Below are 25,610 nucleotides of genomic sequence, written 5' to 3' on the forward strand. Positions count from 1 at the left end.
CGTATTGAGGTAGGGAAATTACGATGGACGTAGAAAAGATTATTCGAGATAAAAATATATATTTTGCAAAGGAGGTTATTGCGGGTATACCCTGTACAGTGGGATACATCAAGAAGTTCAGATGGCGATGGCTGGCAACTCAGCTGAATACCTTTATAATCATCGGCGAAATAGAGGGGACCATTCAACCGTTGATGATTCGAAATTTTTCAAAATCCTGTTATCAATATGCCATTAGCCATAATAAAGGGTGGCCACGAGGACTGCAGTCGGGTATTGGGTCTATAGCTATTTTGATTGGAGCTGAAATGACGCAGGAGGCAGCGGCATACTGTATGGGGAGCCCTGAGGTACATTACTCCGCTTTTGAAATTCCAGTTGCTTATCTAAAAAAATATAGACAATCCGTTAAATATACGGGAACCCAATTATGGGGCGGAATTTATTATCCTTATTTCAATAGCTTGATTAATGAGTTTGTGGGACAGCTTTCCTTACTACAAATCAGTCAAACTCCGCCATCTCTTCCTCCTCTGCCGGGAATGTCTATGGAGGAGGGTATGTAGCATAGAAACCATTTCAACTCGGGTTTAAAAACCATCTCTGAAATTAGATACAAATTTTCAGAGATGGTTGTCCTGGGTAGAAATGGCTTACTAAATTTTTAAAAGAGGACGATATCCAGCTAGTTTAGTTTAGCTAGGGCTTCTTTGATTCTTCTTAATGCTTCTTTTAGGCTGTCATCAGATGCTGCATAGGAAAGTCTGATATAATTGTTGTTGCCGAAAGAGTCTCCCCCTACAGTAGCTACGTGACCTTCGTTCAATAAATACAAAGCGAGGTCCGCAGAGTTATTGATGACATTTCCTTGTAGATCTTTTTTGCCGAAGAATGAACTGATTTCTGGAAAGAAATAAAATGCCCCTTGCGGAAGATTTGTTTTTACGCCAGGTATATCATTTAGCAAATCATAGACCAGTTGCCGTCTTCTTTCAAAAGCTGCTTTCATTTCGTTAACACTACTCAAACCACCCTCATAGGCAGCAATTCCAGCACGTTGTGAAATTGAACAGGTTCCAGACGTTGTCTGTCCTTGCATCTTATCGTTTGCTGCGGCAATTTCTTTGTTAGCCGCGATATATCCCAAACGCCAGCCAGTCATCGCATATGCTTTGGAGAACCCATTGATGATGATTACTCGATCTTTGATACTATCGAATTGTGCAATGGATTCATGTTTGTCAACAAAGTTGATATGCTCGTATATCTCATCAGAAATGATATAGATATCAGGATATTTCTCGAATACTGCGACTAATGCCGCCAGTTCTTCTTTGCTGTATACCGAGCCGGTAGGATTACATGGTGATGAAAACATGAATACCTTAGATTTCGGTGTGATGGCCGCTTCTAGTTGTGCTGGAGTAATTTTGAAATCCTGGTCAATTTCGGTATCGATAAATACAGATTTACCCTCGGCAAGCACGACCATTTCAGAATATGATACCCAATATGGAGTTGGTATAATTACTTCCTCTCCAGGATTGATCAACGTCATCAATACGTTTGATAAAGACTGCTTGGCACCAGTAGATACCACAATTTGTGAGATATCATAGTCCAAATTGTTTTCGGTCTTTAATTTATTAACGATAGCTTGTCGCAATTCAGGATACCCTGGTACAGGCGAGTAGCGCGTGTAATTCTGGTCTAAAGCTACTTTAGCTGCTTCTTTTACATGGTCAGGGGTGTTGAAATCTGGTTCTCCAACACTTAAACTGATGACATTTACTCCTTTTGCAGCTAGCTCTCGACCCAGTTTTGTCATTTTTAGCGTAGCGGATTCGGATAAATTATTAATCCTATCTGATAAAATTGATTTTATACTCATGGTGATACAAAGATATTATATAGAATGCAAATAAATGGTTAATCTTTTGAAAAAAAGTAAATAATTTGACTTAAAAATATGGAAATATGTAATTGACATGGATCAATATCATAACTGGGAAAATACTTGTAGCTTTGAATTGCTCAAAGTTAGTGAACTAAACAATCATTTTAAATGAAATTTAAATTTGACAGTTTCGTCGTCGGATTGATTATTGCTATTATCATTGCTTATATCTATCCGGATTTGGCATTAGTAGAGGGGACATTCTCTTTAGATCACATTACGACGATCGGTGTGTCCCTGATTTTTTTCTTCTATGGATTAAAGCTGAGTTTCGGAGAGATTAAAACGGGGTTAAGCAATTGGAAGTTGCATGTTTTGGTTCATACCTCGACATTTATACTGTTTCCCCTTTTAGTGTTGATTTTTTATCCTTTTATCAAGACAGAAGTACAACACGATTTTTGGATGTCGTTTTTCTTTTTAGCGGCATTACCATCGACTGTTTCCTCCTCTGTTGTTATGGTTTCAATTGCCAGAGGCAATATGCCCGCGGCTATTTTCAATTCCAGTATTTCAGGAATAATGGGAGTGTTGATTACGCCAATGTGGATGGGGTTGTTCTTGACCATCAACAATGATTTTGATTTTGGTCATGTCTATCTCAGTTTATTCTTGGAGATTATCCTACCAGTAGTTCTAGGTATTTGTCTGCAACCGATTTTAGGGAAATGGGCCCATAAGTATAGCGTTTACTTATCAAAAATGGACAAGCTCACTATACTACTTATCGTATACACCAGTTTTGCTGATTCTTTTTTAGAACATATTTTTGACGCTGTGAATGTTTGGTATTTCGTAGCTGTATTTACAGGTGTGATTGTTCTCTTTTTCGTGGTTTATCTAATCATTTGGTATTGGAGTCGAAGGATATTCCGTTTTTCGGTCGCAGATGAAATTACCGCTATTTTCTGTGGATCTAAGAAATCGCTTACACATGGGTCAGTATTTGCGAAGATTATTTTTGGACATACCGCTACAGGATTTGGATTGGTGTTTTTTCCATTGATGATTTTTCATGCTTTTCAGATCCTGGTTGCCAGTGTCATTGCACAGCGCTATGCTGCGAGAAATAATATTGATTAAAAAACACGTTATATTTGCATCTAACGGTTTATTTTAAAGTAAGGTATACACAATATGTCTAGGCAAAAAAGACTGGTATTGCTTTCTCTGACAACAGGGATGATTCTTATGTTGGTCAAATTTACAGCATACCTGATGACCGGGTCCAATGCTATTTTTACAGATGCGGCAGAAAGTATTGTGAATGTTGTCGCCTCTGGATTTGCTTTCTATAGTATCTACCTGTCTGCTCGTCCGAGGGATGAAAATCATCCTTATGGACACGGTAAAGTGGAGTTTTTTTCCGTTTTTTTGGAAGGTGGACTAATATTTATAGCAGGCACCATTATTTTGGTGAAAGGGGCTTATAATATTTTTTACCCAAATGAACTGTCCAATTTGACCGAAGGAATAGGGTTGGTCGCTGTAACAGGAGTCGTAAATTTTGGAATTGGTTTTTACCTCATCAGGAGAGGACGAGAATTAAAATCCATGACAATTGAAGCCGATGGCAAGCATTTGCAGGTAGATGCCTATAGTACTTTTGGACTAATTGTTGGGCTGATTTTGATGCAGGTGACTGGTTTAATATGGATTGACACTCTGATTTCTTTACTTTTAGGCACATTTATACTCTATAGTGGATATCGATTGCTTCGCAGATCCATTGGCGGGTTGATGGACGAATCTGATTTAGATTTAGTCAGCGAAGTCGTGGATGTTTTGAATGAGGTGCGACGTACAGAATGGATTGATATTCATAATCTTCGCGTGCAGCGTTATGGAAATGAGTTACACGTAGACTGCCATTTAACCTTGCCAAACTATTATAAACTAGGAAAAGTACATGATGAAATCTCAGATTTGGATAGTATTGTAAATGCAAAGCTTTCTACAAAAACAGAGTTCTTTGTTCATGCAGACCCCTGCCTTCCTGAGTGTTGCCATTATTGTCGTGTGGTAGATTGCCCAATTCGTTCAGAAGCATTTATTAGAGATATTTCGTGGGATATTCAGAATGTTACCCAAAATAAAAAGCATTTCGAAAGTTCAATAAATCCTTAATTAATGCCCAAGGACAGATAAAATACTCTTAGTCTGAAAAAATCTTCTTCGAATACCGCTTTTTCCCAAATAAATATCCTCCGAAAAAAGTATCTTTGCTGATTAAAAAGCGATATTAATATCTTATATGAAGCATATCCGTAATTTCTGTATTATTGCCCACATTGACCATGGTAAGAGTACATTGGCAGATCGATTGTTGGAATTTACTAATACCATCACTCAGCGTGAGGCACAGGCACAATTACTAGATAATATGGATCTTGAGCGTGAACGTGGTATTACCATCAAGAGTCACGCTATCCAAATGAACTATATACAAGACGGTCAAGAGTATATTCTTAACTTGATTGATACTCCTGGGCACGTTGATTTCTCTTATGAAGTCTCTCGCTCCATTGCTGCATGCGAAGGAGCACTATTAATTGTGGATGCCTCTCAAGGTATCCAAGCACAAACTATTTCAAATTTATATTTGGCATTAGAACATGATTTAGAGATTATTCCGATCTTGAATAAAATGGACTTGCCTGGTGCGATGCCGGAAGAGGTAAAGGACCAAATCATAGATTTGATCGGTGGCAAACGTGAGGATATCATCCCCGCCTCTGGTAAGACTGGTCTAGGTATTCCAGATATTTTAGAAGCCATTGTAAGCCGAGTCCCTGCTCCCGTAGGTGATCCCGATGCACCTCTTCAAGCCTTGATTTTTGACTCAGTGTTCAACTCATTTCGAGGTATCATGGCCTATTTTAAGGTGGAGAATGGCGAAATTAGAAAAGGCGACAGAGTTAAGTTCATCGCAACAGGTAAAGAGTATTTTGCAGATGAAATCGGAACCTTGAAACTGAATCAGGTACCCAAACAAGTTATCAAAACAGGAGATGTAGGATACATTATCTCAGGTATCAAAGAAGCTCGAGAAGTCAAAGTGGGCGATACTATCACACATAAGGACAGACCAAGTCCTGATGCTATTCAAGGATTTGAAGAGGTGAAGCCAATGGTCTTTGCAGGTATCTATCCCGTAGATACGGAAGATTATGAGGAACTTCGCGAATCCATGCACAGATTACAGCTGAACGATGCCTCTCTAGTATTTGAACCAGAGTCTTCCGCAGCCCTTGGTTTCGGTTTCCGTTGTGGGTTCTTAGGAATGCTCCATATGGAGATTATTCAAGAGCGGTTGGAACGTGAATTTGACATGACCGTCATCACCACAGTGCCGAACGTTTCCTACAAAGCTTATCTAAGTAAGGATAATGAAGAGGTCATCGTACACAATCCTTCAGATCTTCCAGATCCTAGCAAGCTAAATACCATTGAAGAACCTTATATCAAGGCCAATATCATTACAAAAGCAGAATTTGTGGGCCCTATTATGTCTTTGTGTATCCAAAAGAGGGGAATCATCACGAATCAATCTTACTTGACGTCGGATCGTGTAGAGCTGGTTTTTGAGATGCCAATGGGTGAGATTGTCTTTGATTTTTATGATAAGCTTAAAACCATTTCAAAAGGATATGCATCTTTTGATTATACGCAAATCGGATATAGAGTCTCTGATTTGGTAAAGTTAGACATCCGATTGAATGATGAGCCTGTAGACGCGCTTTCGTCGTTGATTCACAGAAGCAATGCGTATGATTTTGGAAAGAAAATTTGTGAAAAACTGAAAGAGCTACTTCCCCGTCAACAATTTGAAATTCGTATTCAAGCGTCTATCGGTGCTAAGATTATTGCCAGAGAAACCATCAGTGCTTTGAGAAAGGACGTGACCGCCAAATGTTATGGTGGGGATATTTCCCGTAAACGTAAGCTTTTGGAAAAGCAAAAGAAAGGTAAGAAGCGTATGCGTCAAGTCGGTAATGTGGAGATTCCACAGTCAGCATTTATGGCGGTATTGAAATTAGATTAAGAAATATCAGTAATCCTATTCCTATATATAATGAATTTATTAGACGGTAAAGTCGTTTCTGCGAAAATTAAAGAAGACATTAAAAGTGATGCCGCTGCATTCACTGCACAGTCTGGACGCAAACCCCATTTAGTGGCCATCCTGGTTGGCAATGATGGCGGTAGTGAAACATATGTTGCAAGTAAAATGCGCAATTGCGAACTCGTAGGTTTTGATTCTACGAATATCAGATATGATATCTCGATTACGGAAGATGAACTTATTGCAAAAATAGAGGAAATCAATGCTGATGATACTATTGATGGATTGATTGTACAGCTACCTTTGCCAAAGCATATTGATCCCGAAAAGATTACTGAAGCCATTGACTATCGTAAAGATGTGGACGGATTCCATCCCATTAATTTAGGACGTATGCAACGTAATCTTCCATGTTTCATCCCCGCAACACCGTACGGCATCATGTTGATGTTGGAGCACTACCAAATCGATACTGCTGGTAAACATGCAGTAGTTGTAGGGCGCAGTAATATTGTCGGCTCGCCGATGAGTATCCTGTTGGCACGCAACTCAAATCCTGGAAACTGTACAGTGACCCTGACACATAGTCGTACACAAAATCTTAAAAATGAGGTATTAAGAGGAGATATAGTTGTTGCTGCAATAGGAAAGAAAAACTTTGTGACAGCAGATATGGTCAAAGAAGGAGCAATTGTAATTGATGTAGGTATCAATAGAGAAGATTCTACTCAAACCAAATCTGGATTTAAATTGTATGGTGACGTAGATTTTGAACATGTAGCGCCTAAGTCATCATGGATTACACCTGTACCAGGTGGAGTCGGATTGATGACTATAGTTGGTCTTTTAAAGAATACCCTTGAAGCTGCAAAAGGCACAATTTATAAAAAGTAATTTTTTTGGTACAAATATTGTTCCTCTTAGTTATTTGAACTTAAATAATTTGAAAATGAAAAAAATTGCACTTTTAGCAGTTGTCGCCGCTGCAATCACAATGGCTTCTTGTAATAATTCTTCCAATCAGCACGAAGGTCATAATCATGACCATGATAGTTTAACGACTGTTGGAGAACACGTAGATGCTGCGATAGCGGATCTAAATAAAGCAGAGGCTGATGCCAAAGCTAAAGCTGAGCAAACTAAGAAAGATTTGGATGACGCCATTGCCCGCGGAGATAAAAAAGCAGAAGAGGCTGCACGCAAAGCAGCAGAAGAAGCGAATACAGCTTGGGACAAAACTAAGCAAGCCCTTAAGGATGCGGGTCAGGATGTAAAAGAAGGACTTAATGATGCCGCTAAAGCAACTGAAAAAGCTACCTCTAATGCTATTGATGCAACTAAAGATGCAGCGAATAAAACTGTGGAAGGAACGAAGGAAGTTGCTAAGGACGTATCGGATGCAACTAAAAAGGCAGCTAGTGATGTAGAGAATAAAGCAAAGAAAGTAGGCGAAGCGCTAAAAAACTAGTATTGGAATTTAACAGTAAAAGGGTCGAGCTAAGCTCGACCCTTTTTTATGCACTTTCGATTTTAAATCCTGCTTCTTCAACAGTTTGAACAATGGTGTGCTCATCTATTCCCTCAACCTGTACGGTTAGTACTTTGTCTGTCGATGTCGTGTCAACTTCCCACGATTGGATACCGCTCTGTGCGTCTAAAAAAGGAGTAACCTTTGACACACAACCACTGCACTTAATATTTGTTTTGAATTTGAACGTATTTTCCATGTTTTACCTTTATTATAATATTACAAATTTAACTTGTTATCCCCGTATATATGTTACATCATTGTTCTAATGATGTATACAATTTTATTTTTTCATTTTTAATAGTAGGCTGTTGCTTACGACGCTTACACTGCTTAGTGCCATAGCTGCTCCTGCAATCATTGGATTGAGCAAGAACCCATTTAAAGGATATAATAAACCAGCTGCCAATGGAATGCCAATCACATTATAGATGAATGCCCAAAATAAGTTTTGACGAATGGTAGCTACGGTCTGTTTGGATAGCTTAATTGCTTCTGGGATTTTAGTGAGATCCGAAGAAATAATGGTCATAGTAGCAACATCCATAGCAATATCACTTCCTTTGCCCATTGCAATGCTGACATCTGCTTGCGCCAGAGCCGTACTATCATTAATACCATCTCCCACCATTGCTACAAGTTTGCCCTTTTGCTGTAGATTTTTCACAAAAGCTGCTTTCTGATCTGGAAGTACTTCCGCCTGATAGGAATTGATTTTAGTCTTTTCAGCTATAGCGCGGGCTGTAGCTTCATTATCACCTGTCAACATATAGACTTCTATTCCCAGGTTTCTGAGTTGCTCTATAGCAAGCGTTGAGGATACTTTGATTTCGTCTGCAACAGCAAATACACCCAAGGCCGATTGGTTGTCCGCGAACCAAATAATCGTTTTTGCATCTTTACTCCACTGATCTGCTTTGGCAATGCATTCTTTAGGGATTTTGATGCCATTTTCCTTGAGTAGTTTCTGATTGCCGACGTAGAAAGTCGTGTCATCGATTCGAGCAGACGCACCTTTGCCCGTAATGCTTTGAAAGTGACTTATTTGTATAGGTGATAGTGCCTGCAGGTCGTTGACGACCGCTTCCGCAAGCGGGTGCTCGGATTGTTCCTCAATACTGAGAAAAATTTGTTTTAAAAATATATCCTCATTATGCCAATAGCTGTCAGTCAAAACTGGCTTTCCTTCTGTAATGGTACCCGTTTTGTCCAATACAACGACATCTATTTTCTTAGCAAGCTCTAAACTAACAGCATCTTTTATTAAAATACCTTTTTCAGCACCTTTACCTATACCTACCATGATCGCTGTCGGAGTAGCCAGCCCGAGTGCACAAGGACAGGCGATAACCAATACTGTTGCAAGCGCTATCAAACCTTGTGAAAAACCATTTTCACCTCCAAGTATAATCCAAGCTACAAAAGCAATCAATGCGATGCCAATCACGATAGGGACAAAGATAGCGGCTATTTTGTCAACCAGTTTTTGTACTGGAGCCTTACTTCCTTGTGCCTGTTGCACCATTTTGATAATTTGTGCCAGCATAGTCTCGCTACCCACTTTTTCGGTTCTAAATTGAAAACTTCCTTTCTGATTGATAGTCCCCGCGAAAACAAGTTCATTTTCCTTCTTTAGCACTGCTATTGATTCGCCACTCAACATACTCTCATCCACATAGGAGCTTCCGTTTATCACTATGCCATCCACAGCGATTTTTTCACCAGGTTTGACCAATAGCAAATCGTTCTTTTTAACCTGCTCAATGGCAATGACTTCGAGCTCTTGATTTTCTTTTACAAGCGTGACCGTCTTGGGCTGTAGTCCCATTAACTTTTTGATAGCAGATGATGTGTTGCCTTTTGCTTTTTCTTCTAAGAGCCTACCCAGTAGAATAAATGTGATAATGACTGCCGCCGCCTCAAAATAAACATGTCCATGTTGTCCTCTGCTCGTCCAAAACTCAGGAAAAATAGTATTGAATACACTAAAGATATAAGCGATACCAGAACCTAAAGATACTAACGTATCCATATTGGCCGTACCGTGTTGAGCCTGTTTCCATGCATTGATGAAAAAGTCTTTTCCAAACCATAGAATGACAGGAGTGGACAATATCCACATGATTTCGTTGGCATAGGGCATGTCCATGTAGAACATGCCGATGATAACTACCGGAAGGGAGATAAGAGCCGACCAGATTGTTTTTTTCTTTAAATTTTCAAATTTCTGTTTGTGGATTTCTGCTAGAGTTTCCGATTGAAGAATTTCATTTTCTTCCAATAAGAGGTCGAATCCGGCTGATTGCACTTCTTTTTTCATCAACTCAGGGTTGGTAACATTTGGAAGGTATTCGATAGCTACTGAAGCCGTTGCAAAATTGACTGAAGCTGTCAATACACCACTGTGGTGACTCAATGAACTCTCAACCCCTGAAGCACATGAGGCACATGACATTTCCAAGACCGGAATTGTTTTTTTGACCGTAGGTACTTGATACCCTTGGTCTCGAATCTGCTGGACGACAGTGTTCAACTCCATACTGTTTTTAGCAATGATCCTTGCCTCTTGTTTTGTAAATACTATGTCATCTTTATTTCCTCCACCTATTTCCAAGACGTTGTTTTCCAATGCACGGACTTGCCGTTCATCATCTAGCCCCTGAATAGGTATTTTAATGGGTGTTATATTGTCTGTTGTCATGTTGTACTATTTTAAATTTCTAATAATACAAATGTAGCAATCAGGGAAGGCCACCCTGTTATACTTTTTCAGAAATCAAGTATATGATTATATTTTGAGCCAGTTAGTTTTTCGAAAGGAGTGGAGATCTACATTCACAGATCTCCACTTGAAATAGATTACAAGGTTTCTAACTCTTCCGATGGCTTTTTCAGGACTGCGTCTTTAGCATGTATCTCTCCAAAAACCTCTGACAAAGAATCTAATTGGATTCCTTCTTTGACCGAAATTCTTTTGAGTGCTTTGTCCGCTTGCTGTATAATGACAAAAGTTCCAGATTGAGTGCGCATCACACTCTTCTTTGGTACCCATAATGATGCTACAGGACGCTTTAAATGTAAATTAACTTGCGCATAGTCTCCCCCTTGAAGTTTATTGTTGCTGTTGTCTACGTCAAATTCCAGGGTTAGTGATCGGTCCTGTGCACTGAGCATTCCTGAAGTACGGGACAGCAATGCCGTGTATTTCTCCCCTGGGTGGGAGCTTACTGTAAAGTTGACGACGGTACCTGTCGAGATTGCTGACGCATGCTTTTCAGGAACAGATATGGTCAAGCGTAGACGATTATTTTGGGCAATCGAAAATAAGGGTTGGTTTGCATTCGTTCCAATAAGAGCGCCTGTCGACAAAAGCCGTTCTGTAATGATACCATCGAATGGAGCGGTTATCCGTAGATACTCCTGTAGTTGGGAGGATTGGGCCGTGCTTGCTCTTGCTGAACTATACGCAGAGCTGTCACTCATCATTTTGCTCTTAGCCCGATCCAATTCAATGGGTGCGACTGCGCCGCTGGTAATTGATGCTTCGGTGAGTCTATCATAAGCCTGTTTACTGAAAAGATAATTACTGTAGAGTTTCTCATGGTTCGATTTGTCGGATAGATACCGCTGGTTCACTTCTTGCGCCTCTAAGGTCGCCAGTAGCTGTCCCTTCTTGACTCGGTCACCTCGATCTACATATATTTTTTTTATAAATCCTGTCATTTTACCGTAGATATCTACCTGTTCATAGGGCTTTAGTTCTCCAGGAGTCACGATGGTATATCCTGGATTGTCTTCGATTGGAGATACCGTTTCATAAACCGAATCTATTTTTGAGGAAATTGTTGGCGTTTGTGGCTCGTCATTGGACGTACATCCGACGAGCAGTGCAGCACTCAGCAAGAGGCCGAAGCTGTATTTAATCTTATGTGCTTTTATTTGTATTTGCATGTTCATTGTTTTCTAGTGTCGATAATTATGGAGTATTGATGCGATAGTATTTGCTCTCTTGGTCATCAGGATCCAGAGAAGGTCCTACAATACCTGATTTGCGCATGGCCAAAGCAAAGAAATGGGGGAGTAGCAAAAGGATAACGATGGTTGAAGCAAGTAACCCACCAATGACTGCCTGACCAAGCGGTGCGATCTGCTCGCCACCATCGCCTAAGCCTGCAGCCATTGGCAACATACCCGCTACCATAGCAGCAGCTGTCATTAATACGGGTCTAAGTCGCGATGAAGCAGCCAATCTTGCTGAATTGTTGACTTTCAAAGCTAGTTTTTGACGGTAGTGCTCCGCCTGATTGATTAACAATACAGCATTGGATACCGATACTCCAATGGACATGATGACACCCATGTACGATTGCAAATTTAGGGTGCTTCCCATCAGGTGCAATGCCAAAAGACTACCTGCAATTACCGCAGGAACCACAGAAAGAATGACCAATGGTACTTTGAACGACTGGTAATAAGTCGCCAACATCAAAAAAATGACAATTACCGCGACCGCCAAACCACTCAGTAGACTATCCAAGGTTTCATCCAATAGTTGCAATGTGCCTTCTGTCCATACTTGGATACCTCGAGGAGGAGGACCTAATTCTTTTATTACATTTTTTACAGCCGCTGAAGCGTTCCCTAAATCTTTATTGTGTAGGTTGGCAATTACCGTTACGTATCGATTTGGCCCCTTTCTATTGACTTGGGCAGGACTGTTGGTCCTCTTGATTGTGGCGACATCATCCAATAAAGGACGAAGGCTCCCTTTCTTCAATGGAAGTGATTTAAGCTTTTCCTCAGATTGCATAAGGGCCTCAGGAATCTGTACCTGTACTTGGAATACTAATCCCGAACGAGGGTCTATCCATAAGTTCTTGTCAGTATATCGAGTGGAGGAGGTGGCTGTGGCTAGGCTGCGCGTTACATCCTGCATGGTCAGCCCGAATTGTGCTACTAAGTCTCTATTGACTTCGATTTCCAAAGTCGGGTAGTTCAACGGTTCGGCAATTCGGATATCCCTCAGAAATGGTATTTCCTTTAATTTTTCCATAATCTTAATAGCATGCCCCTCGGCCTGTTTCACTTGGCTGGCACTCACTTTTACTTCAATAGGCGTCATCGACCCTTGTCCCAATATCTTTTCTACAAGTTCCATTGGTTCAAAGTTAATCGTCGCCTCAGGATGATTTCGGGCAATGATACTTCGGATATCTTCTCTCAAAATACTGATCTTGCCGGTATATATTTTTTTGTCTATTGATAGTTGTAATACTGCCTCATGAGAGGCACTGGTGAACAAGAAGATTGGATTAATCGGATTGGCCGAAGGATGCATCCCTACGAATGCTGATGAAATGGCTATACCTTTGGACGGAAGCAATGACTCAATATCTTTGATGATAGCTTTCACCAGTTGCTCGGTTTTTTCCAGTCGAGCTCCTTCTGGGGCTTGAATACGAATTTGCATGTCACCACTGTTGGACGCAGGCATGATATCTGTACCCAATGTAGAGAGGAGCAATGCGGATATGCCGATTGCGGTAGATATGTATAATCCCAGCAATAATTTAGGACGTTTAAACCATGGCCTCATTCGATAGGTATATTTGATTCTGAATTTTTCAAAGAATCGACGTTGCGTCCCAGTCTTCAATGTCGCCCTATGTTTGTCTTTCATAAACCAATTGGCGAGTATGGGTACAAGAGTTTGCGAGGCTAGGAAGGAAACAATCATTGCCATAGCGACAGCGAGTGATAGGGGCATAAACATGTCACGGGGGATGCCCGTCATGATAATAGCAGGGGCCAGTACCGCAAGAATACAAAGCAAAATTAGCAGCTTTGGAATTGATATTTCCAATAAAGCATCTATTATAGCCCGTTGTTTGGGCTTTCCCATATCCATATGTTGATGGATATTTTCAATAGTGACCGTAGCCTCGTCCACGAGTATACCTATCGAAAGAGCCAATCCACTCAATGTCATGATATTGATGGTGTGACCCATGAGATATAGAATACTCACCGCTGATAGTATCGCAATAGGAATTGTCAGGATGACTATGAGTGCCCCCCGCTTATCACCTAGAAATAACAAAATCATCAATCCCGTAAAAATGGCACCCAGTATGCCCTCATGAATTAGATTCGATAAAGAATTCTGGATGTATTTTGATTGATCAAATTCATAATGAATGTTGACATCCTCGGGAAGTGTATTTTTAAGAGTTGGCAACGCATTTTTTAGATTTTCGACAACTTCAATGGTCGATGCATCCGCTTTTTTGATTACAGGGAGATATACCGATCTTTTTCCGTTGATTAGCGCATAGCCCACGGTTTGATCGGCGGCATCGTCTACTCGTGCCACATCACGGATATAGATGGTACGGTTTTCATTGGTCTTGATGGGAGTATTTAAGAATTCTTCTGGACCTTTGGCGATAGAGTTGACCGGGGCCATGAGATTTTGGTCTCCGATACGAATGTTTCCGGCAGGTGATGGGTGACTATTTTTTGTAATCGCTACCGTTATTTCCTCAGGGCTCATGCCGTGCGCTTGCATGGCTTCAGGGTCGATATTGACAACAAGTGTTCGAACATTTCCACCAAAAGGAGCAGGGGCAGTAATACCAGGTATCGTAACAAACATAGGCCTAATCTTAGTCAAAACCATAGTTTGCAATTCTGTGATGCTACGTTCAGGACTGTCAAATACTAATTGTCCAATTGGGAGGGAGCTGCCGTCAAATCTAACCACCATCGGTGGTACCGCCCCTGGGGGAAGAAATCCCATAGCTCGAGATACCTGTGTAGACACCTCCCCAGCCGCTTGAGACATATTGGTGCCCGCATAAAAAGTTAATTTCATTAGTGTCAAGCCTTGCACGCTTTTGAAATCAATGTTTTTGACCCCCCCGACAAAGAGTAGTACTTTTTGGAACTCATTTGCCATGAAGCCATCCATATACGCAGGGGTCAACCCTCCATAAGGCATCGCTATATACATGGCAGGCAATTCGATTTCAGGAAAAATATCAATATTGATTTTTTTCATGACATTGATGGAAAAATAGATGGTGGCCATCACCATCACCATAATAGCTATGGGTTTCCGTAATGCAAAACGTATTAAATTCATAAGAAGCTTTTAGATAGTGTCAAATAGAGTTTTGAAATCGGTAGTCAGGCTAGCTTCCTTTACCCATAAGTCCCAGTATGCTTTCGAAGCTTCAATTTGTTTCAGCTCGGTTTGCTCGAGAAGTTGCCTGATTTGTAATAACTCAGATAGTGAAAGAAGCCCACTTTTGTATCGTGCCGTGTACATTTCATATGCAGAAACAGCCTGTTGCACACTCAGTAGATTTTTGTGGAGTTGTAGCGCCTGTTGATTGAGTTCCTGGGTGTAGGCGGATAAGTCTGCATGCAACTTGTTTGTATATTCTCGAAGGGAATACTTACTGCTTAACGATAGTTGTTCAAAACTTTCCTTTTTCAAGCGATTGGTAAAGATGGAAGATACGTTCCAAGTCATGCCGATACCGATAAGATAGTTGTTGGTGGTATTGGAAAAGCCCTCTTGCCATTTGCTAGAAGCGTGGCCCTGGGAATTGATGCCAGATCCCCGGTAGGCATAGCCACCCATGATTTTGACAACGGGAAATCCCGAACGATTTATGGCTTTTCCACTCCATTCTAGGTGTTCTATCTTTCTTTCCAATACCGATAATGCGGGATGCTCCATGACGGATACCCGTGGAGACCAAGCAGGGGGGGACGCAATGATGAATTTTGGAATTGAAGCAGCGTAGTCGATACTGTCACTGCCATACAACTCAGCGAGATGTATAAAATCACTTTGTTTCTTACCATACCATTGGTCTTGATCCGCCAGAGATTGTATATAGGCGGATGACGATAGCAAAGTATCCGCTATTGGACGCAATCCAGCCGTAGAAAGGCTTATGGACACAGCTTTAATATCCGCCAGTCTTATACTGTTCTTAGTTGCCCATTCCATGCGGGTGTGGCTATACAGTAGGTCGATGTATCGCATGGCCAATTCTTGCTTTAATTTAAGTAGGTATAAGTCTTTCTCCATAACTGTTTGAGCAGTATGAGCATCACTGGCTTTGTTTTCAAATGTTTGACGGCCAAAGGTGTATAGATCCCATTCAATGGTGCTGGATCCGAATGTATTGGCTGTTATATCCGATCCAGATAATGATTGCACATTTCCACTGACATTGAAGAAGCCAGTTTGAGGAAAAAATGCACCATTACTGCCTTCAAATGTACCATACGAATTTTGAAGTTGGACTTTGCCTTGAGGTAAAGCTTTGCTATGCGTTGCCTTTGCTTGATATTGTGATGATTTAATGATGGCATCTTTTGCTGCCACACCTGGGTATTGCTTTTCAATCTTATTCCATAGCGTGTGCAGCACGGTGGATTCTTGTGCATAGGTGACTATGGGATATACAAAAGCCATTAAACAAGTCGTCATGACTTTGTTAAGCTTATTCATGATAGTGTATAGCGTTTAGTCTGATTGTTCCAATCAGGACGTTAAATAGAAAAAATAAAGAATAAAAACAGGGATATCTTGATTATGCAAGACGTCGAAGGAAGAGATACTAAATAACCAATTTTCTAAACTTTAAGAATATGGGAATCTGTATTCCATACGCTTTTCGATAGACACTTAATAGCGAATTCTTTTTCTCTGCATAGCCATTCAGGCCCAAAAAGCTTAAAAATCCGGTAACCAGTATGAAGAATAGATGATTGGAGATAGATGCCTGCTTGGGGTTGCTTAGGAGCGTATCCTCTTTATAATTAGCAAGACAGGAATTGGTAGAAGTAAATAGCTTATTGACTTTAGTAGATTGATGCGTTGTTTGCTCTATCGGTTGGGAGCCAAAGACACTCTTAATGGATGATTTAATGAGACAAGATGATAAGATTAGGCAAAGAATACTGACCAAAACAAACAAGTTTTGTGAGAAACGGGTCGATATCTTATGTGGAGGCCTGGAAATCATTGCTAGGCTAATATAGAATTGATTTTGTAGAATACAAAGTTTGACATGATGCTAAGTGGGGTGTGAAGACGATTTTACTTTGTTTAAGTATCTTGTATTTAGGTTTTTACGTTCGTTTGTAATAAAAGGGTTATATTTCGTAGCGCTCAAAAATCTTGAAGCTGTTGTGTTGAATTGTCCTGTACCCATAGTCTAAAAACGTCATTGCACTGTGTTGGTAGACGGGTTTTGGATGCTTTGCATCTTCGCCCCACAGCGACAATGACGTTATGAATTATCGAAAATAGCTACTTTGATTTTAATGGGTAATATCGAATATAGTCCACTTCAAAAGTAGCCGGGAATGTTTCATTTTCCACTCCCTGTCGACCACCCCAATTACCCCCTACGGCAAGGTTTACAATGAGATAAAACTCTTGGTCGAAAGGCCAAGAAGCGTACCCCTTACCATTATTAAGGTATTCATACACCTTCTTGTCATTGATGTAACCGATAATACTTTCTTCTGTCCAATCTATTCGATAGATATTGAAATGCGAAATCGCCCTTTCGACATATGTATTGCTTCCCTTCTGATTGTTGTTCATTCCGTTATAGTCCAAGGTATGAACAGTGATGTGCAATTGATTTGGGTCATATCCAACATGTTCTACAATATCTATTTCCCCTGATTTTGGCCATCCTCCATAGACATTATGGACAGGCATCATCCATACAGCCGGCCATGTACCCACTTGTCTCGGAACTTTGGCCGCCACTTCAATGCGTCCATATTTGAATCCCTTTTTACCCAAGGTCTTGATTTTAGAAGATGAGTAAGCCATTTCATTTGTTGGCTCGTGTATGGCATGGATCTTAAGTATTCCATTGTTTACAGCGATATTCTGAGGAGTATTTACGTAATATTGAAGCTCATTATTGCCCCATCCGTTTTCTCCTGTGCCATAGTCAAAACTCCATTTTAAACTATCAGGCTTACCTTCATAATTAAATTCTTCTGACCAGGATGGAACGCTTTCAAAAGTTTGTCCTTGCGTATACTGTGTCGTGGCCAATAGCGCACTGATACCTATTATTATTTGTTTCATTCGTTTAATAACCGTCATTTTGTGGATAGTTAGGGCCTAGAAGATTAATTTCGGATTGTGGGATTGGAAGATTGACCATGTGAGCTTGAAATAGCGTACGGGCATTCGCTTGATAAAGACCATTTCGTGAATTGCCTGCATACTTACTCATTTGTTGACCTGTGACCCCCAATCTTTTTAAGGTATACCAACGTTGACCCTCAAATCCCAGTTCTCGCGCATCTTCATCCAAAATAGCCTTTAAAGAAAGCTGAGCGATGGGTGACGCTTTCGCCCTAGACCTTACGGCATTGATATACTCCAAACCTTCTGATTCTAAATCTAACTTCCAAGCAGCTTCTGCCGCAATTAGATAGGTTTCGGACAAACGATAGACCATGATGTTCTTTGCCTGATCGACTTCGTTTGGTAGCCCTGTTTCATTTGAAAATTTGAGACAGCCTGGGTTAAGGCGTGCATAGAAAAGGTTGCGGTCGGCAGTATTACTACTCATTTCGTCATACGTATCTATGATGTCACCAATTTTTTTACCCGGAGGCAACGTGCTTGGATTGTTGAAATAGAACGTAGATATATAGTAGCTGCCTTTGGCGCGATTATCTAAAGGGTCCTCATTCAATAGGTCTCTAAAGTAATCATTTAACAACAAAAAGCCAGCTCCGCGACCACCCATTGCATTATCATATTGTGCACCTGGAGTAGCTCCATATTGCGGTAACAACAAAAAATTGAAGCGATGTGGTGCACCTCCACCGAATGTTTGAGCTTTGTATTGAATGACGAACAACGATTCTTTGTGGTTGAGATCACCTTTGAACACGTCAGAAGTATTGGGTAATAAATTATGATGACCTGATTGGATAACTTCCTTCGCTAGTTCAAGGGCCTTTTCATTCTCTTCTTTCCACAGGGCCACCTGAGCACGGACGTGGGTGGCGGTTCCTTTTGAAACTCTACCAGGTTGACTAGTTTCCCATTTCAGGTTATTTCTCGCAAAATCTAAATCTTCTTCAATCAATTTAAAAATGTCCTCCTTGCTGCTCTTATCTGTGACGATATTGGATGCATTTTCAGGAGTGGTCGGCTCCGTTGTGATATATATATTGTTAAAGAGCTTGTACAGGATAAAATACGAATGGGCACGAAAGAATTTCGCTTGCGCTAGCAATTCATTTCTTTTTGCCTCATCCATTTGTATGTTCGCACCGTACTTAATGATTGCATTGCTTCGGTCAATAATTTTGTAGTACGTTTTCCAATAATGACTATATCTTGTCGTGCCAAAATCACCTAATGTTGCACCCCAGGCCAATGTACTATAAAGAGAGGCCTCTCCTGTACGGCCTAGCACCAGATCTGTCTTGGCCTGTAATAAAAACGGAACAGCAAAATTCCACTCTCCATTTTCGTAAAAGGAACGATTAAGGTTGTAGAGAGCGACTACCCCCATGTCTAGTCCTTCAGGCGTATTGTAGATAAAATTCGCAGAGAAGGAAGTCGAAGGTTCTTCAGTCAAATACTTTTCACAAGAAGTGGTAGCCAGTAGCGTGGCTACTGCACTAGCAATATATAGTGTTTTAAATTTTTTCATCTTATTATTTTTTATTCATGAGTGTAGGCTTTAGATGTATTGTTGGGCTCGTTACACTCGAGATTTAAGGGTTGATCGTTTAGAAATCGAATTTAAGACCAGCAGTGAAAGCCTTTGCATCCGGATAAGAATCAGGATTGACCTCGGGGCTATATGATTTGTAGTCGGTAATGGTGAACAAATTGTTGGCCATGACATAGAACTTTAAATTATTCACTTTCAATTTTGAACTCCAAGAATTTGGTAGGGTGTAGCCCAGTGTCAATGTGCGAAGTCTCAAATAAGAAGCATCCTGTACGGCCAATGAATATAGGTGGCTTTGGGTGTCGCGATAGGGGCGAGGGTACTCCGATGAAGGGCTTTCAGGTGTCCAATAAGGAATCTTGATTCCATTGAGGATACCTTGAAGAGATCCACCAGTCTCATATTGTGCAAGATATGGGTTTAGCTTGGTCGCTCCTTGTACCACATACAGGTCGGCATAAAAATCAAAATTCTTGTATTGTACGCTGGTTGAGAACGATCCTATCCATTTAGGGTCTTGTGCAAATACGAAATTGTCTTGGTCATCTATTTTGCTATCTCCATTTTTGTCGATTACACGGATTGAACCTGGCATGATGATATTCTGTGTAGCCTGTGCTGAGGCTTTTATTTCTTCTTCTGATTGGAAGATACCATCAAATTTCTTTTCGTAAATAATATTGATGGGTTGTCCTACAAATCTATTACGGGCGATATCATCTTTTGGGTTACCATTAAGGTCATAAATACCTGTTTCTAGTATTTTGTTTCTATTGCGAGAAAACATGGTTGTGATTGACCAATTGAGATTTTCTTTGCGGATGATGTGACCCGTTAATGCCAGCTCAATCCCTTTGTTTTCGCTTTTTCCTCCGTTGGTAATGGTCGAAGAAAAGCCCGTACCACCAGCCAGTGAAATGTCAACAAGTAAATCTTTTGTCTGGGTATTATAGAATTCAAATGTTCCCGTAATTCTGTTGCCGAAGAGGGCAAAGTCAAGGCCCGCATTAAATGTGGTGGAAGTTTCCCATGTAAGGAATGGATTTGGAAGATTTGATCCTGTAATATTACCTCCTACGATTTCATTTCCAAAGATATAGGGGTTGGAGCCCACCGTTCCCAAAGTTTGATACGGCGCAATGGCTTGGTTACCGACCGAGCCATAGCTGACTCTTGCTTTTAATTCGTTGATGGCACTTATATTCTGGATAAAGGATTCGTTATGTGCTTTCCACGCCATTGAGACAGCTGGAAATATACCCCACTTTTCGTTTTCTGCAAATACGGACGAACCATCATATCTTGCAGTTGCACTGAATAAATATTTGTCCAGTAGACTATAACGGGCACGTCCCATGAAGGATGCAATGTTTCTTTTTGTTTCATTACGTACCGTGTTTTTGTTGAGTGCATCTGAGATACCATGATATCCAAGTATATCATTTGGGAAATTGGTCCCCGTCGTCGTACTAGTCGTATAATTGATTTCATTGATACTTTGTACCGCCGTGAGATCTAATTGGTGGATGTCATTTAGTGTTTTTTCGTAAGTCAAGATATTCTCGATTAGGTATTCTTGACGTCTATTATCCACTATACTGGCGGATCCATTGGTATTTGATCCACCTGAGTGTAATCTAGTGAGGTAGGTGCCTCTTTCTCCTGCATCTCTAGCGAGCAAAGTATTTAGCCGGTATCTCAAACCCGGTAGGATTTGATAGTTAAGCGCAAGATTCAAGTTCAAAAGATTCGTTTTTCTCTCATTGGTCGATTCTCTCAGATTCCAGAGAGGATTCACGGTTAGACTATTCGGTCCTAAAGGGAATTTAACCAACTGACCGCTCTCATCAAATGGTTTGGCTAGGGGCGATAGGCTGATGACATTCAGACCACTAGACTCGATATCCTGTTTGTCTATATTAAAAGTAATATTGGATTCAAACGTCAATTTATCGTTGATAGCGTGGCTTAGATTATTGCGTAATGATAGGCGCTCATAATCCGACCCTATAATCAAGCCTTTATTTTTGAAGTATGTAGCATTTGTATACACTTTGGTTTTGTCTGTACCACCCGAAAATCCTATTGAGTGACTATGGATAAGCGCATTGCGAAGCACCAGATCTTCCCAATTGGCATAGGTGTTGTTTTTGAGTGCTTCCAACTCGAAGTCGTCAAACATCTCCCTGTCTTCAGGGTAGTCGAAATTGGGCTCATTTTTCGCTCTCCACGCCTCTCTCCGTAGTTGAGCAAACTCTTGGGGTGAGTAGAGGTCAAAGTTCTTGGAAAGCTTCTGAGTCGTGACATATCCACTGTAACTGATGCTACTCTGGCCCGATGCCCCTCTTTTCGTTGTGATGAGGATTACACCATTAGATGCGCGTGCACCATATATAGCTTGAGATGAAGCATCCTTTAAAACTTCAATCGAAGCAATGTCCTCCGGATTGACTTGGTTAATATCATCAATAGGATATCCATCTAGTACATATAGGGGAGCATTGCCACCTTGGATGGACTTGGTCCCACGGATCAGGATGCTACTCGCGCCACCAGGTCTGGGGCTCTGCAAAGTCACCTGCACACCTGGTGCTTGTCCTCTTAGCATCTCGTTTATATTTGTAGTGGCCATTGCAGTGGCCTTATCAACCTGAATAGTAGATACCGAACCTGTCACGTCTGATTTTTTCTGAGTACCGTATCCAACAACGATTATTTCCTCCAGCGAAGTTTCATCGCTTTCGAATAGAAATACCAGCGTTTGTTGATCTCCTAATGCTTGAGAGATGGTCTTCCACCCAACCGATGTCAGCCTAAGTACGTCCGTAGGATTAGCTTCGATTATAAACTGCCCATTTTGATTGGTGGATGTACTTTGTCGTTTGCCAAGAATCTGAACGGTGACACCTGCAATAGGATTTCCCGTCAATGCTTCCTTGACCGTACCTTGATAAGTTCGTTGCTGAGCCATTGTTTCATGGGCAAAGCAAAAGAATAATACGAATAAAAATAGGTAATGTAGCCTCATAGATTTGTAATTTGATTTAACAACATAATTTTTATAGGTAATCGACGTCTGGGTATATCCTGTCTGAAGACAAAATGCGATGTGCTGTCCTCATTTTGCACATGTCGCGATTTACAAAGATGTATTACCTTGGTTATTTCTACAATATTATCAGTTATTTATTAAATTTGGGGCACTACAAAAGCACTACATTTATATGTAATGTGTTGATTATCAAATGTATTTTTTGAAACACTAAAAATGAAATATTTAAAGGCAATCAAATATGGTGTCGCAGTACTGTTGTTCGTGCATAGTACCATCGTATCGGCACAAGTATTGATGCCCAAAATAAAAGCCTTCATGAGCTACGACTATCATGCAGGATTGCAAAATTGGGAAGTAGAATTAGATACGGAGGGCCGGGTATATGTGGCCAATAATGAAGGGTTATTGGTTTATGATGGGGTGACCTGGAAGTTGTTCCAGACGCCTAATAAAACAATTGTTAGAAGTATATATATCGATGCTCAAGCTAATCGTGTCTATGTCGGTGCGCAAGATGAAATTGGGTATTTCGAGATTGACCAGGACGGATCGCTTCAATATGTCTCCTTATTAACTTATCTAGCTGAAGCCGATCGTTATTTTGAAGATGTGTGGTCTATCCATAGTTTTGAAGGTCGGCTATATTTTCAGACAAATAAAAAATTATTAATCTATAAAGATCGGCATTTTGATATCTATCAAGCACAACAGAAAATAGAGTTTTTGAACAAACTCAATCATCAATTATTTTTGCATGACACTTCCAGGGGATTGTTGATGGATGAAGGGCAGGGATGGAAGATAATCGGTCAACATCCCGAATGGGTGAAGAAGGGAATTAGAGGAGTAATTCCTCAGTCTAATGGTGGCTATCTCATTGTGACCCGTGTTGGTGATTGTTATACATTAACTGCCGAAGGGCAGGTCAAAGCGGCAGCCTCTGCGTTTTCGAGTATTTTTGACGGACTTAAAATCAATATGGTCGGAATGATTAGGAAGGGAGTGTGGGCTGTGGGAACAATGGATGGACAAGTCATCCTGATTAATGATGATGGCGTTCTGTTGAATGTCTTGAATAAAGATAAAGGATTAAAAATGGGAGGGATACGAAGTGTGACCTCTGATATCATGAACAACATATGGGTTGGGACAGATGTTGGAGTTGGATATATTGGTATAGATGATCCGATTCAAATGATCGTCCCCCATATGCAACAACCCACTAAGATTTATAATGCGACCTACTATAATAATGAACTTTATCTTGCTACCGCCCAAGGCCTTTTAAAATTAGATAAGAATCAACAATATGTAAAGCTTGATAACAGCATTGCAGAAGTCTGGAATCTGCAGAAAATCGAGCATAAACTTTTGGTTTTTTATGACAATGGATTGGCTGAAATTAATGGAGACAAACTTCGTCATATTGTCCAAGGAAAGGGAACATGGATGATGTCTCCTAATGCCGAGAAAAACACCGACTCTTACTTGTTGGGGACCTATCAAGGACTGAGTTGGGTTAAATTAGCACGGGAAGATTCTCTATCCGAACGTGTTGTCACCGATGTCGTGCAGATGTCTACACGGTTTCTATGGTATGATATTCCGAACCAATCAGTTTGGATATCCCATCCCTATAGAGGTGTTATGAAGATATCCTTTAATAAAGAAGGCAATGTGCAGGCAGTGAAAAGTTATGAAAAAGACCATGGGTTGCCTTCCAATATTAATAATTATGTATTTCACATTCAAGATGCATTAGTCGTTGCGACAACTGATGGTATTTATACCTACAAATCGGAGCAGGATGTATTTGTGAAATCTGATTTCTATGCTCAACTCTTTGGCAATAAACTTATCCAGTATTTAGAAGAAGACCAAAATGGCAATATTTGGTTTGTCAATGAAAAAAAAGTTGGAGTAGTTCATTTTGAAGGGGGGCGAGCAATTGAGCATGCTAAAATCTATTTCTTTCCTGAACTTACAGGTAGACTCATTGCAGGGTTTGAAAAAATTAACCCTATATCAGGGAGTCAAGTTCTGTTTGGAGGTTATGAAGGACTTTTTCAGCTTAATTTCGATAAATTCAGACAACGGACAGATTCTTTTAAGGTATTGATATCTTCCGTCAAATCAATTGGGACCATAGAAAAACTGTTGTATGGTGGCTTTTTACAAGCCTCAGGTCCGAAAGGTCGATTACAAATAAATCGACCCATTAACTATGCTGATAATGCTATTGAGATCATTTATGCTGTAGCAGGCCTTCAAGAAGCGCACCTTGTTTATAGTTCTTTGCTAGTTGGGGTCGATAAAGATTGGTCGGCTTGGAATACGGAGCAAAAGCGAAGCTATTACAATCTTGCACCAGGTAAGTATGAGTTCCAAGTGAAAGCCAAAAACAATGTTGATCAAGTATCACCCACGCAGACGATTTATTTTGAAATCCTACCACCTTGGTATTTAAGTATTTGGGCCAAAGTCGGGTACATCATCCTTATCATTGCACTTTTCTATTATCTGCTTAGGTATCTCAATAAGAGGCATCAGCAAATTCTCCTAAAACAACAGTATTTGTATGATTTGGAACTTAAGGCAAATAAGCAACTGATAGGGGAACTTGAAAAGGAAAAATTAATAAGCGAGATACAGTATAAAAATAAGGAATTATCGCTCAATACGATGCATCTTCTGCAGAGAGGTAAATTATTATCGACATTAAATGAAGAACTACGTCCTGCTTTAAAAAACAGGGCCGAAGATCCTTACGCTGTGATGGAGCGTATGTCTCGCTTTATCAAGAATGCCGAACGGTCCGATCAGGATTGGGAGCAATTTGTGTCGCACTTTGACAAAGTCAACAACGATTATTTGTCAAGACTAAAGAAGAATCACCCCACTCTCACCCCCAATGACCTTCGATTATGCGCCTATATCATTCTGAATTTCAATAACAAAGAGATTTCGCAGCTGCTCAATGTCACAGGTAAGGCCATTGAGGTAAGTCGTTACAGACTGCGTAAAAAATTGTCATTGGAGACCGAAGAAGGACTGTTCGATTACTTAAGTAAATTTAACAACCATTGATTGGGATGTTAGATAAGACGAATCCGTAAGATAGAAGAACAGCATTTTTCTTGAATTATAACTACAGGTTGTGGTAGCTTCGATTTTTAATATAGATCTTTGAGATGTTTATAAAATGTTCAAATCAACGCTGTGCATCATGGTCAAAGTCTATTGTGCGTTGGTTT

At 40.4% G+C, this 25,610-nt stretch carries 17 protein-coding genes; 7 read left to right on the plus strand and 10 right to left on the minus strand.

All coding sequences use genetic code 11. From position 1 onward, the window contains the following. Window positions 1–23 precede the first annotated feature (23 nt). Window positions 24–566 (plus strand): hypothetical protein, encoded by a 543-nt coding sequence (locus tag OQ289_RS07985; protein ID WP_270090200.1) that lies wholly within the window; start codon window positions 24–26, stop codon window positions 564–566. 119 nt (window positions 567–685) lie between these two features. On the opposite strand, the gene OQ289_RS07990 is transcribed toward OQ289_RS07985, so the two are convergent. Next, entirely contained in the window at window positions 686–1,891 is a 1,206-nt protein-coding gene (locus OQ289_RS07990; RefSeq protein ID WP_270090202.1) for a pyridoxal phosphate-dependent aminotransferase, read from the minus strand. Between the two features lie 174 nt (window positions 1,892–2,065). On the opposite strand from OQ289_RS07990, the gene OQ289_RS07995 reads away from it, so the two are divergent. The 5 genes from OQ289_RS07995 (at window position 2,066) to OQ289_RS08015 (ending at window position 7,491) form a co-directional block, all read left to right on the plus strand. Next, the gene (locus OQ289_RS07995; protein WP_270090204.1) at window positions 2,066–3,040 is read left to right on the plus strand and encodes a bile acid:sodium symporter family protein; all 975 of its coding nucleotides are present in this window, start codon (window positions 2,066–2,068) and stop codon (window positions 3,038–3,040) included. A 54-nt stretch (window positions 3,041–3,094) separates the two neighbouring features. Further along, window positions 3,095–4,084 (plus strand): cation diffusion facilitator family transporter, encoded by a 990-nt coding sequence (locus tag OQ289_RS08000; RefSeq protein ID WP_270090206.1) that lies wholly within the window; start codon window positions 3,095–3,097, stop codon window positions 4,082–4,084. A 127-nt stretch (window positions 4,085–4,211) separates the two neighbouring features. Further along, window positions 4,212–6,002, plus strand: coding sequence for a translation elongation factor 4 (lepA, locus tag OQ289_RS08005; RefSeq protein WP_270090207.1), 1,791 nt, complete (start codon window positions 4,212–4,214; stop codon window positions 6,000–6,002). Between the two features lie 30 nt (window positions 6,003–6,032). Then, window positions 6,033–6,917 carry a bifunctional 5,10-methylenetetrahydrofolate dehydrogenase/5,10-methenyltetrahydrofolate cyclohydrolase gene (locus tag OQ289_RS08010; protein ID WP_270090209.1) on the plus strand — a complete coding sequence of 295 codons (885 nt, stop codon included), beginning with the start codon at window positions 6,033–6,035 and terminating at the stop codon, window positions 6,915–6,917. Then, window positions 6,883–7,491: a hypothetical protein gene (locus OQ289_RS08015; protein ID WP_052144089.1), complete on the plus strand. Its 609-nt coding sequence runs from the start codon at window positions 6,883–6,885 to the stop codon at window positions 7,489–7,491. The genes OQ289_RS08010 and OQ289_RS08015 overlap by 35 nt, the downstream gene beginning before the upstream one ends. A 46-nt stretch (window positions 7,492–7,537) precedes the next feature. Here OQ289_RS08015 and OQ289_RS08020 read toward each other — a convergent pair whose 3' ends face one another. The 9 genes from OQ289_RS08020 to OQ289_RS08060 form a co-directional block, all read right to left on the minus strand. Further along, window positions 7,538–7,750 (minus strand): heavy-metal-associated domain-containing protein, encoded by a 213-nt coding sequence (locus OQ289_RS08020; RefSeq protein ID WP_270090212.1) that lies wholly within the window; start codon window positions 7,748–7,750, stop codon window positions 7,538–7,540. A gap of 84 nt (window positions 7,751–7,834) precedes the next feature. After that, window positions 7,835–10,252 carry a heavy metal translocating P-type ATPase gene (locus tag OQ289_RS08025; RefSeq protein ID WP_270090214.1) on the minus strand — a complete coding sequence of 806 codons (2,418 nt, stop codon included), beginning with the start codon at window positions 10,250–10,252 and terminating at the stop codon, window positions 7,835–7,837. 158 nt (window positions 10,253–10,410) lie between these two features. Beyond that, window positions 10,411–11,502, minus strand: coding sequence for an efflux RND transporter periplasmic adaptor subunit (locus tag OQ289_RS08030; protein ID WP_270090215.1), 1,092 nt, complete (start codon window positions 11,500–11,502; stop codon window positions 10,411–10,413). Window positions 11,503–11,527: 25 nt separating this feature from the next. Further along, window positions 11,528–14,695: an efflux RND transporter permease subunit gene (locus OQ289_RS08035; protein ID WP_270090216.1), complete on the minus strand. Its 3,168-nt coding sequence runs from the start codon at window positions 14,693–14,695 to the stop codon at window positions 11,528–11,530. A gap of 9 nt (window positions 14,696–14,704) precedes the next feature. Beyond that, complete coding sequence (locus tag OQ289_RS08040) at window positions 14,705–16,081, minus strand: TolC family protein (protein ID WP_270090217.1); 1,377 nt, start codon at window positions 16,079–16,081, stop codon at window positions 14,705–14,707. A 109-nt stretch (window positions 16,082–16,190) separates the two neighbouring features. Next, a complete protein-coding gene (locus tag OQ289_RS08045) occupies window positions 16,191–16,598 on the minus strand; it encodes a hypothetical protein (RefSeq protein WP_270090218.1) in 408 nt (135 codons plus the stop codon). Window positions 16,599–16,885: 287 nt separating this feature from the next. Further along, window positions 16,886–17,686 (minus strand): glycoside hydrolase family 16 protein, encoded by an 801-nt coding sequence (locus tag OQ289_RS08050; RefSeq protein ID WP_270090220.1) that lies wholly within the window; start codon window positions 17,684–17,686, stop codon window positions 16,886–16,888. 4 nt (window positions 17,687–17,690) lie between these two features. Further along, window positions 17,691–19,277 carry a RagB/SusD family nutrient uptake outer membrane protein gene (locus OQ289_RS08055; protein ID WP_270090222.1) on the minus strand — a complete coding sequence of 529 codons (1,587 nt, stop codon included), beginning with the start codon at window positions 19,275–19,277 and terminating at the stop codon, window positions 17,691–17,693. A gap of 79 nt (window positions 19,278–19,356) precedes the next feature. After that, entirely contained in the window at window positions 19,357–22,329 is a 2,973-nt protein-coding gene (locus OQ289_RS08060; protein WP_270090223.1) for a SusC/RagA family TonB-linked outer membrane protein, read from the minus strand. Window positions 22,330–22,569: 240 nt separating this feature from the next. On the opposite strand from OQ289_RS08060, the gene OQ289_RS08065 reads away from it, so the two are divergent. Further along, window positions 22,570–25,443, plus strand: a complete 2,874-nt coding sequence (locus OQ289_RS08065) for a triple tyrosine motif-containing protein (protein WP_270090224.1) — start codon at window positions 22,570–22,572, stop codon at window positions 25,441–25,443. The last annotated feature ends 167 nt before the right edge of the window (window positions 25,444–25,610 follow it).

The organism is Sphingobacterium sp. SYP-B4668, assembly GCF_027627455.1.
In the GTDB taxonomy this organism is placed as follows: domain Bacteria; phylum Bacteroidota; class Bacteroidia; order Sphingobacteriales; family Sphingobacteriaceae; genus Sphingobacterium.

Excerpts from the sequence above, each read along its gene's own strand:
- OQ289_RS08045 (WP_270090218.1), bottom strand. The coding sequence starts at position 16,598 with ATGATTTCCAGGCCTCCACATAAGATATCGACCCGTTTCTCACAAAAC.
- OQ289_RS07995 (WP_270090204.1), top strand. The coding sequence starts at position 2,066 with ATGAAATTTAAATTTGACAGTTTCGTCGTCGGATTGATTATTGCTATT.
- OQ289_RS08025 (WP_270090214.1), bottom strand. The coding sequence starts at position 10,252 with ATGACAACAGACAATATAACACCCATTAAAATACCTATTCAGGGGCTA.
- OQ289_RS07990 (WP_270090202.1), bottom strand. The coding sequence starts at position 1,891 with ATGAGTATAAAATCAATTTTATCAGATAGGATTAATAATTTATCCGAA.
- OQ289_RS08065 (WP_270090224.1), top strand. The coding sequence starts at position 22,570 with ATGAAATATTTAAAGGCAATCAAATATGGTGTCGCAGTACTGTTGTTC.
- OQ289_RS08055 (WP_270090222.1), bottom strand. The coding sequence starts at position 19,277 with ATGAAAAAATTTAAAACACTATATATTGCTAGTGCAGTAGCCACGCTA.
- OQ289_RS08050 (WP_270090220.1), bottom strand. The coding sequence starts at position 17,686 with ATGAAACAAATAATAATAGGTATCAGTGCGCTATTGGCCACGACACAG.
- lepA (WP_270090207.1), top strand. The coding sequence starts at position 4,212 with ATGAAGCATATCCGTAATTTCTGTATTATTGCCCACATTGACCATGGT.
- OQ289_RS07985 (WP_270090200.1), top strand. The coding sequence starts at position 24 with ATGGACGTAGAAAAGATTATTCGAGATAAAAATATATATTTTGCAAAG.
- OQ289_RS08020 (WP_270090212.1), bottom strand. The coding sequence starts at position 7,750 with ATGGAAAATACGTTCAAATTCAAAACAAATATTAAGTGCAGTGGTTGT.
- OQ289_RS08035 (WP_270090216.1), bottom strand. The coding sequence starts at position 14,695 with ATGAATTTAATACGTTTTGCATTACGGAAACCCATAGCTATTATGGTG.
- OQ289_RS08010 (WP_270090209.1), top strand. The coding sequence starts at position 6,033 with ATGAATTTATTAGACGGTAAAGTCGTTTCTGCGAAAATTAAAGAAGAC.
- OQ289_RS08040 (WP_270090217.1), bottom strand. The coding sequence starts at position 16,081 with ATGAATAAGCTTAACAAAGTCATGACGACTTGTTTAATGGCTTTTGTA.
- OQ289_RS08030 (WP_270090215.1), bottom strand. The coding sequence starts at position 11,502 with ATGCAAATACAAATAAAAGCACATAAGATTAAATACAGCTTCGGCCTC.
- OQ289_RS08000 (WP_270090206.1), top strand. The coding sequence starts at position 3,095 with ATGTCTAGGCAAAAAAGACTGGTATTGCTTTCTCTGACAACAGGGATG.
- OQ289_RS08060 (WP_270090223.1), bottom strand. The coding sequence starts at position 22,329 with ATGAGGCTACATTACCTATTTTTATTCGTATTATTCTTTTGCTTTGCC.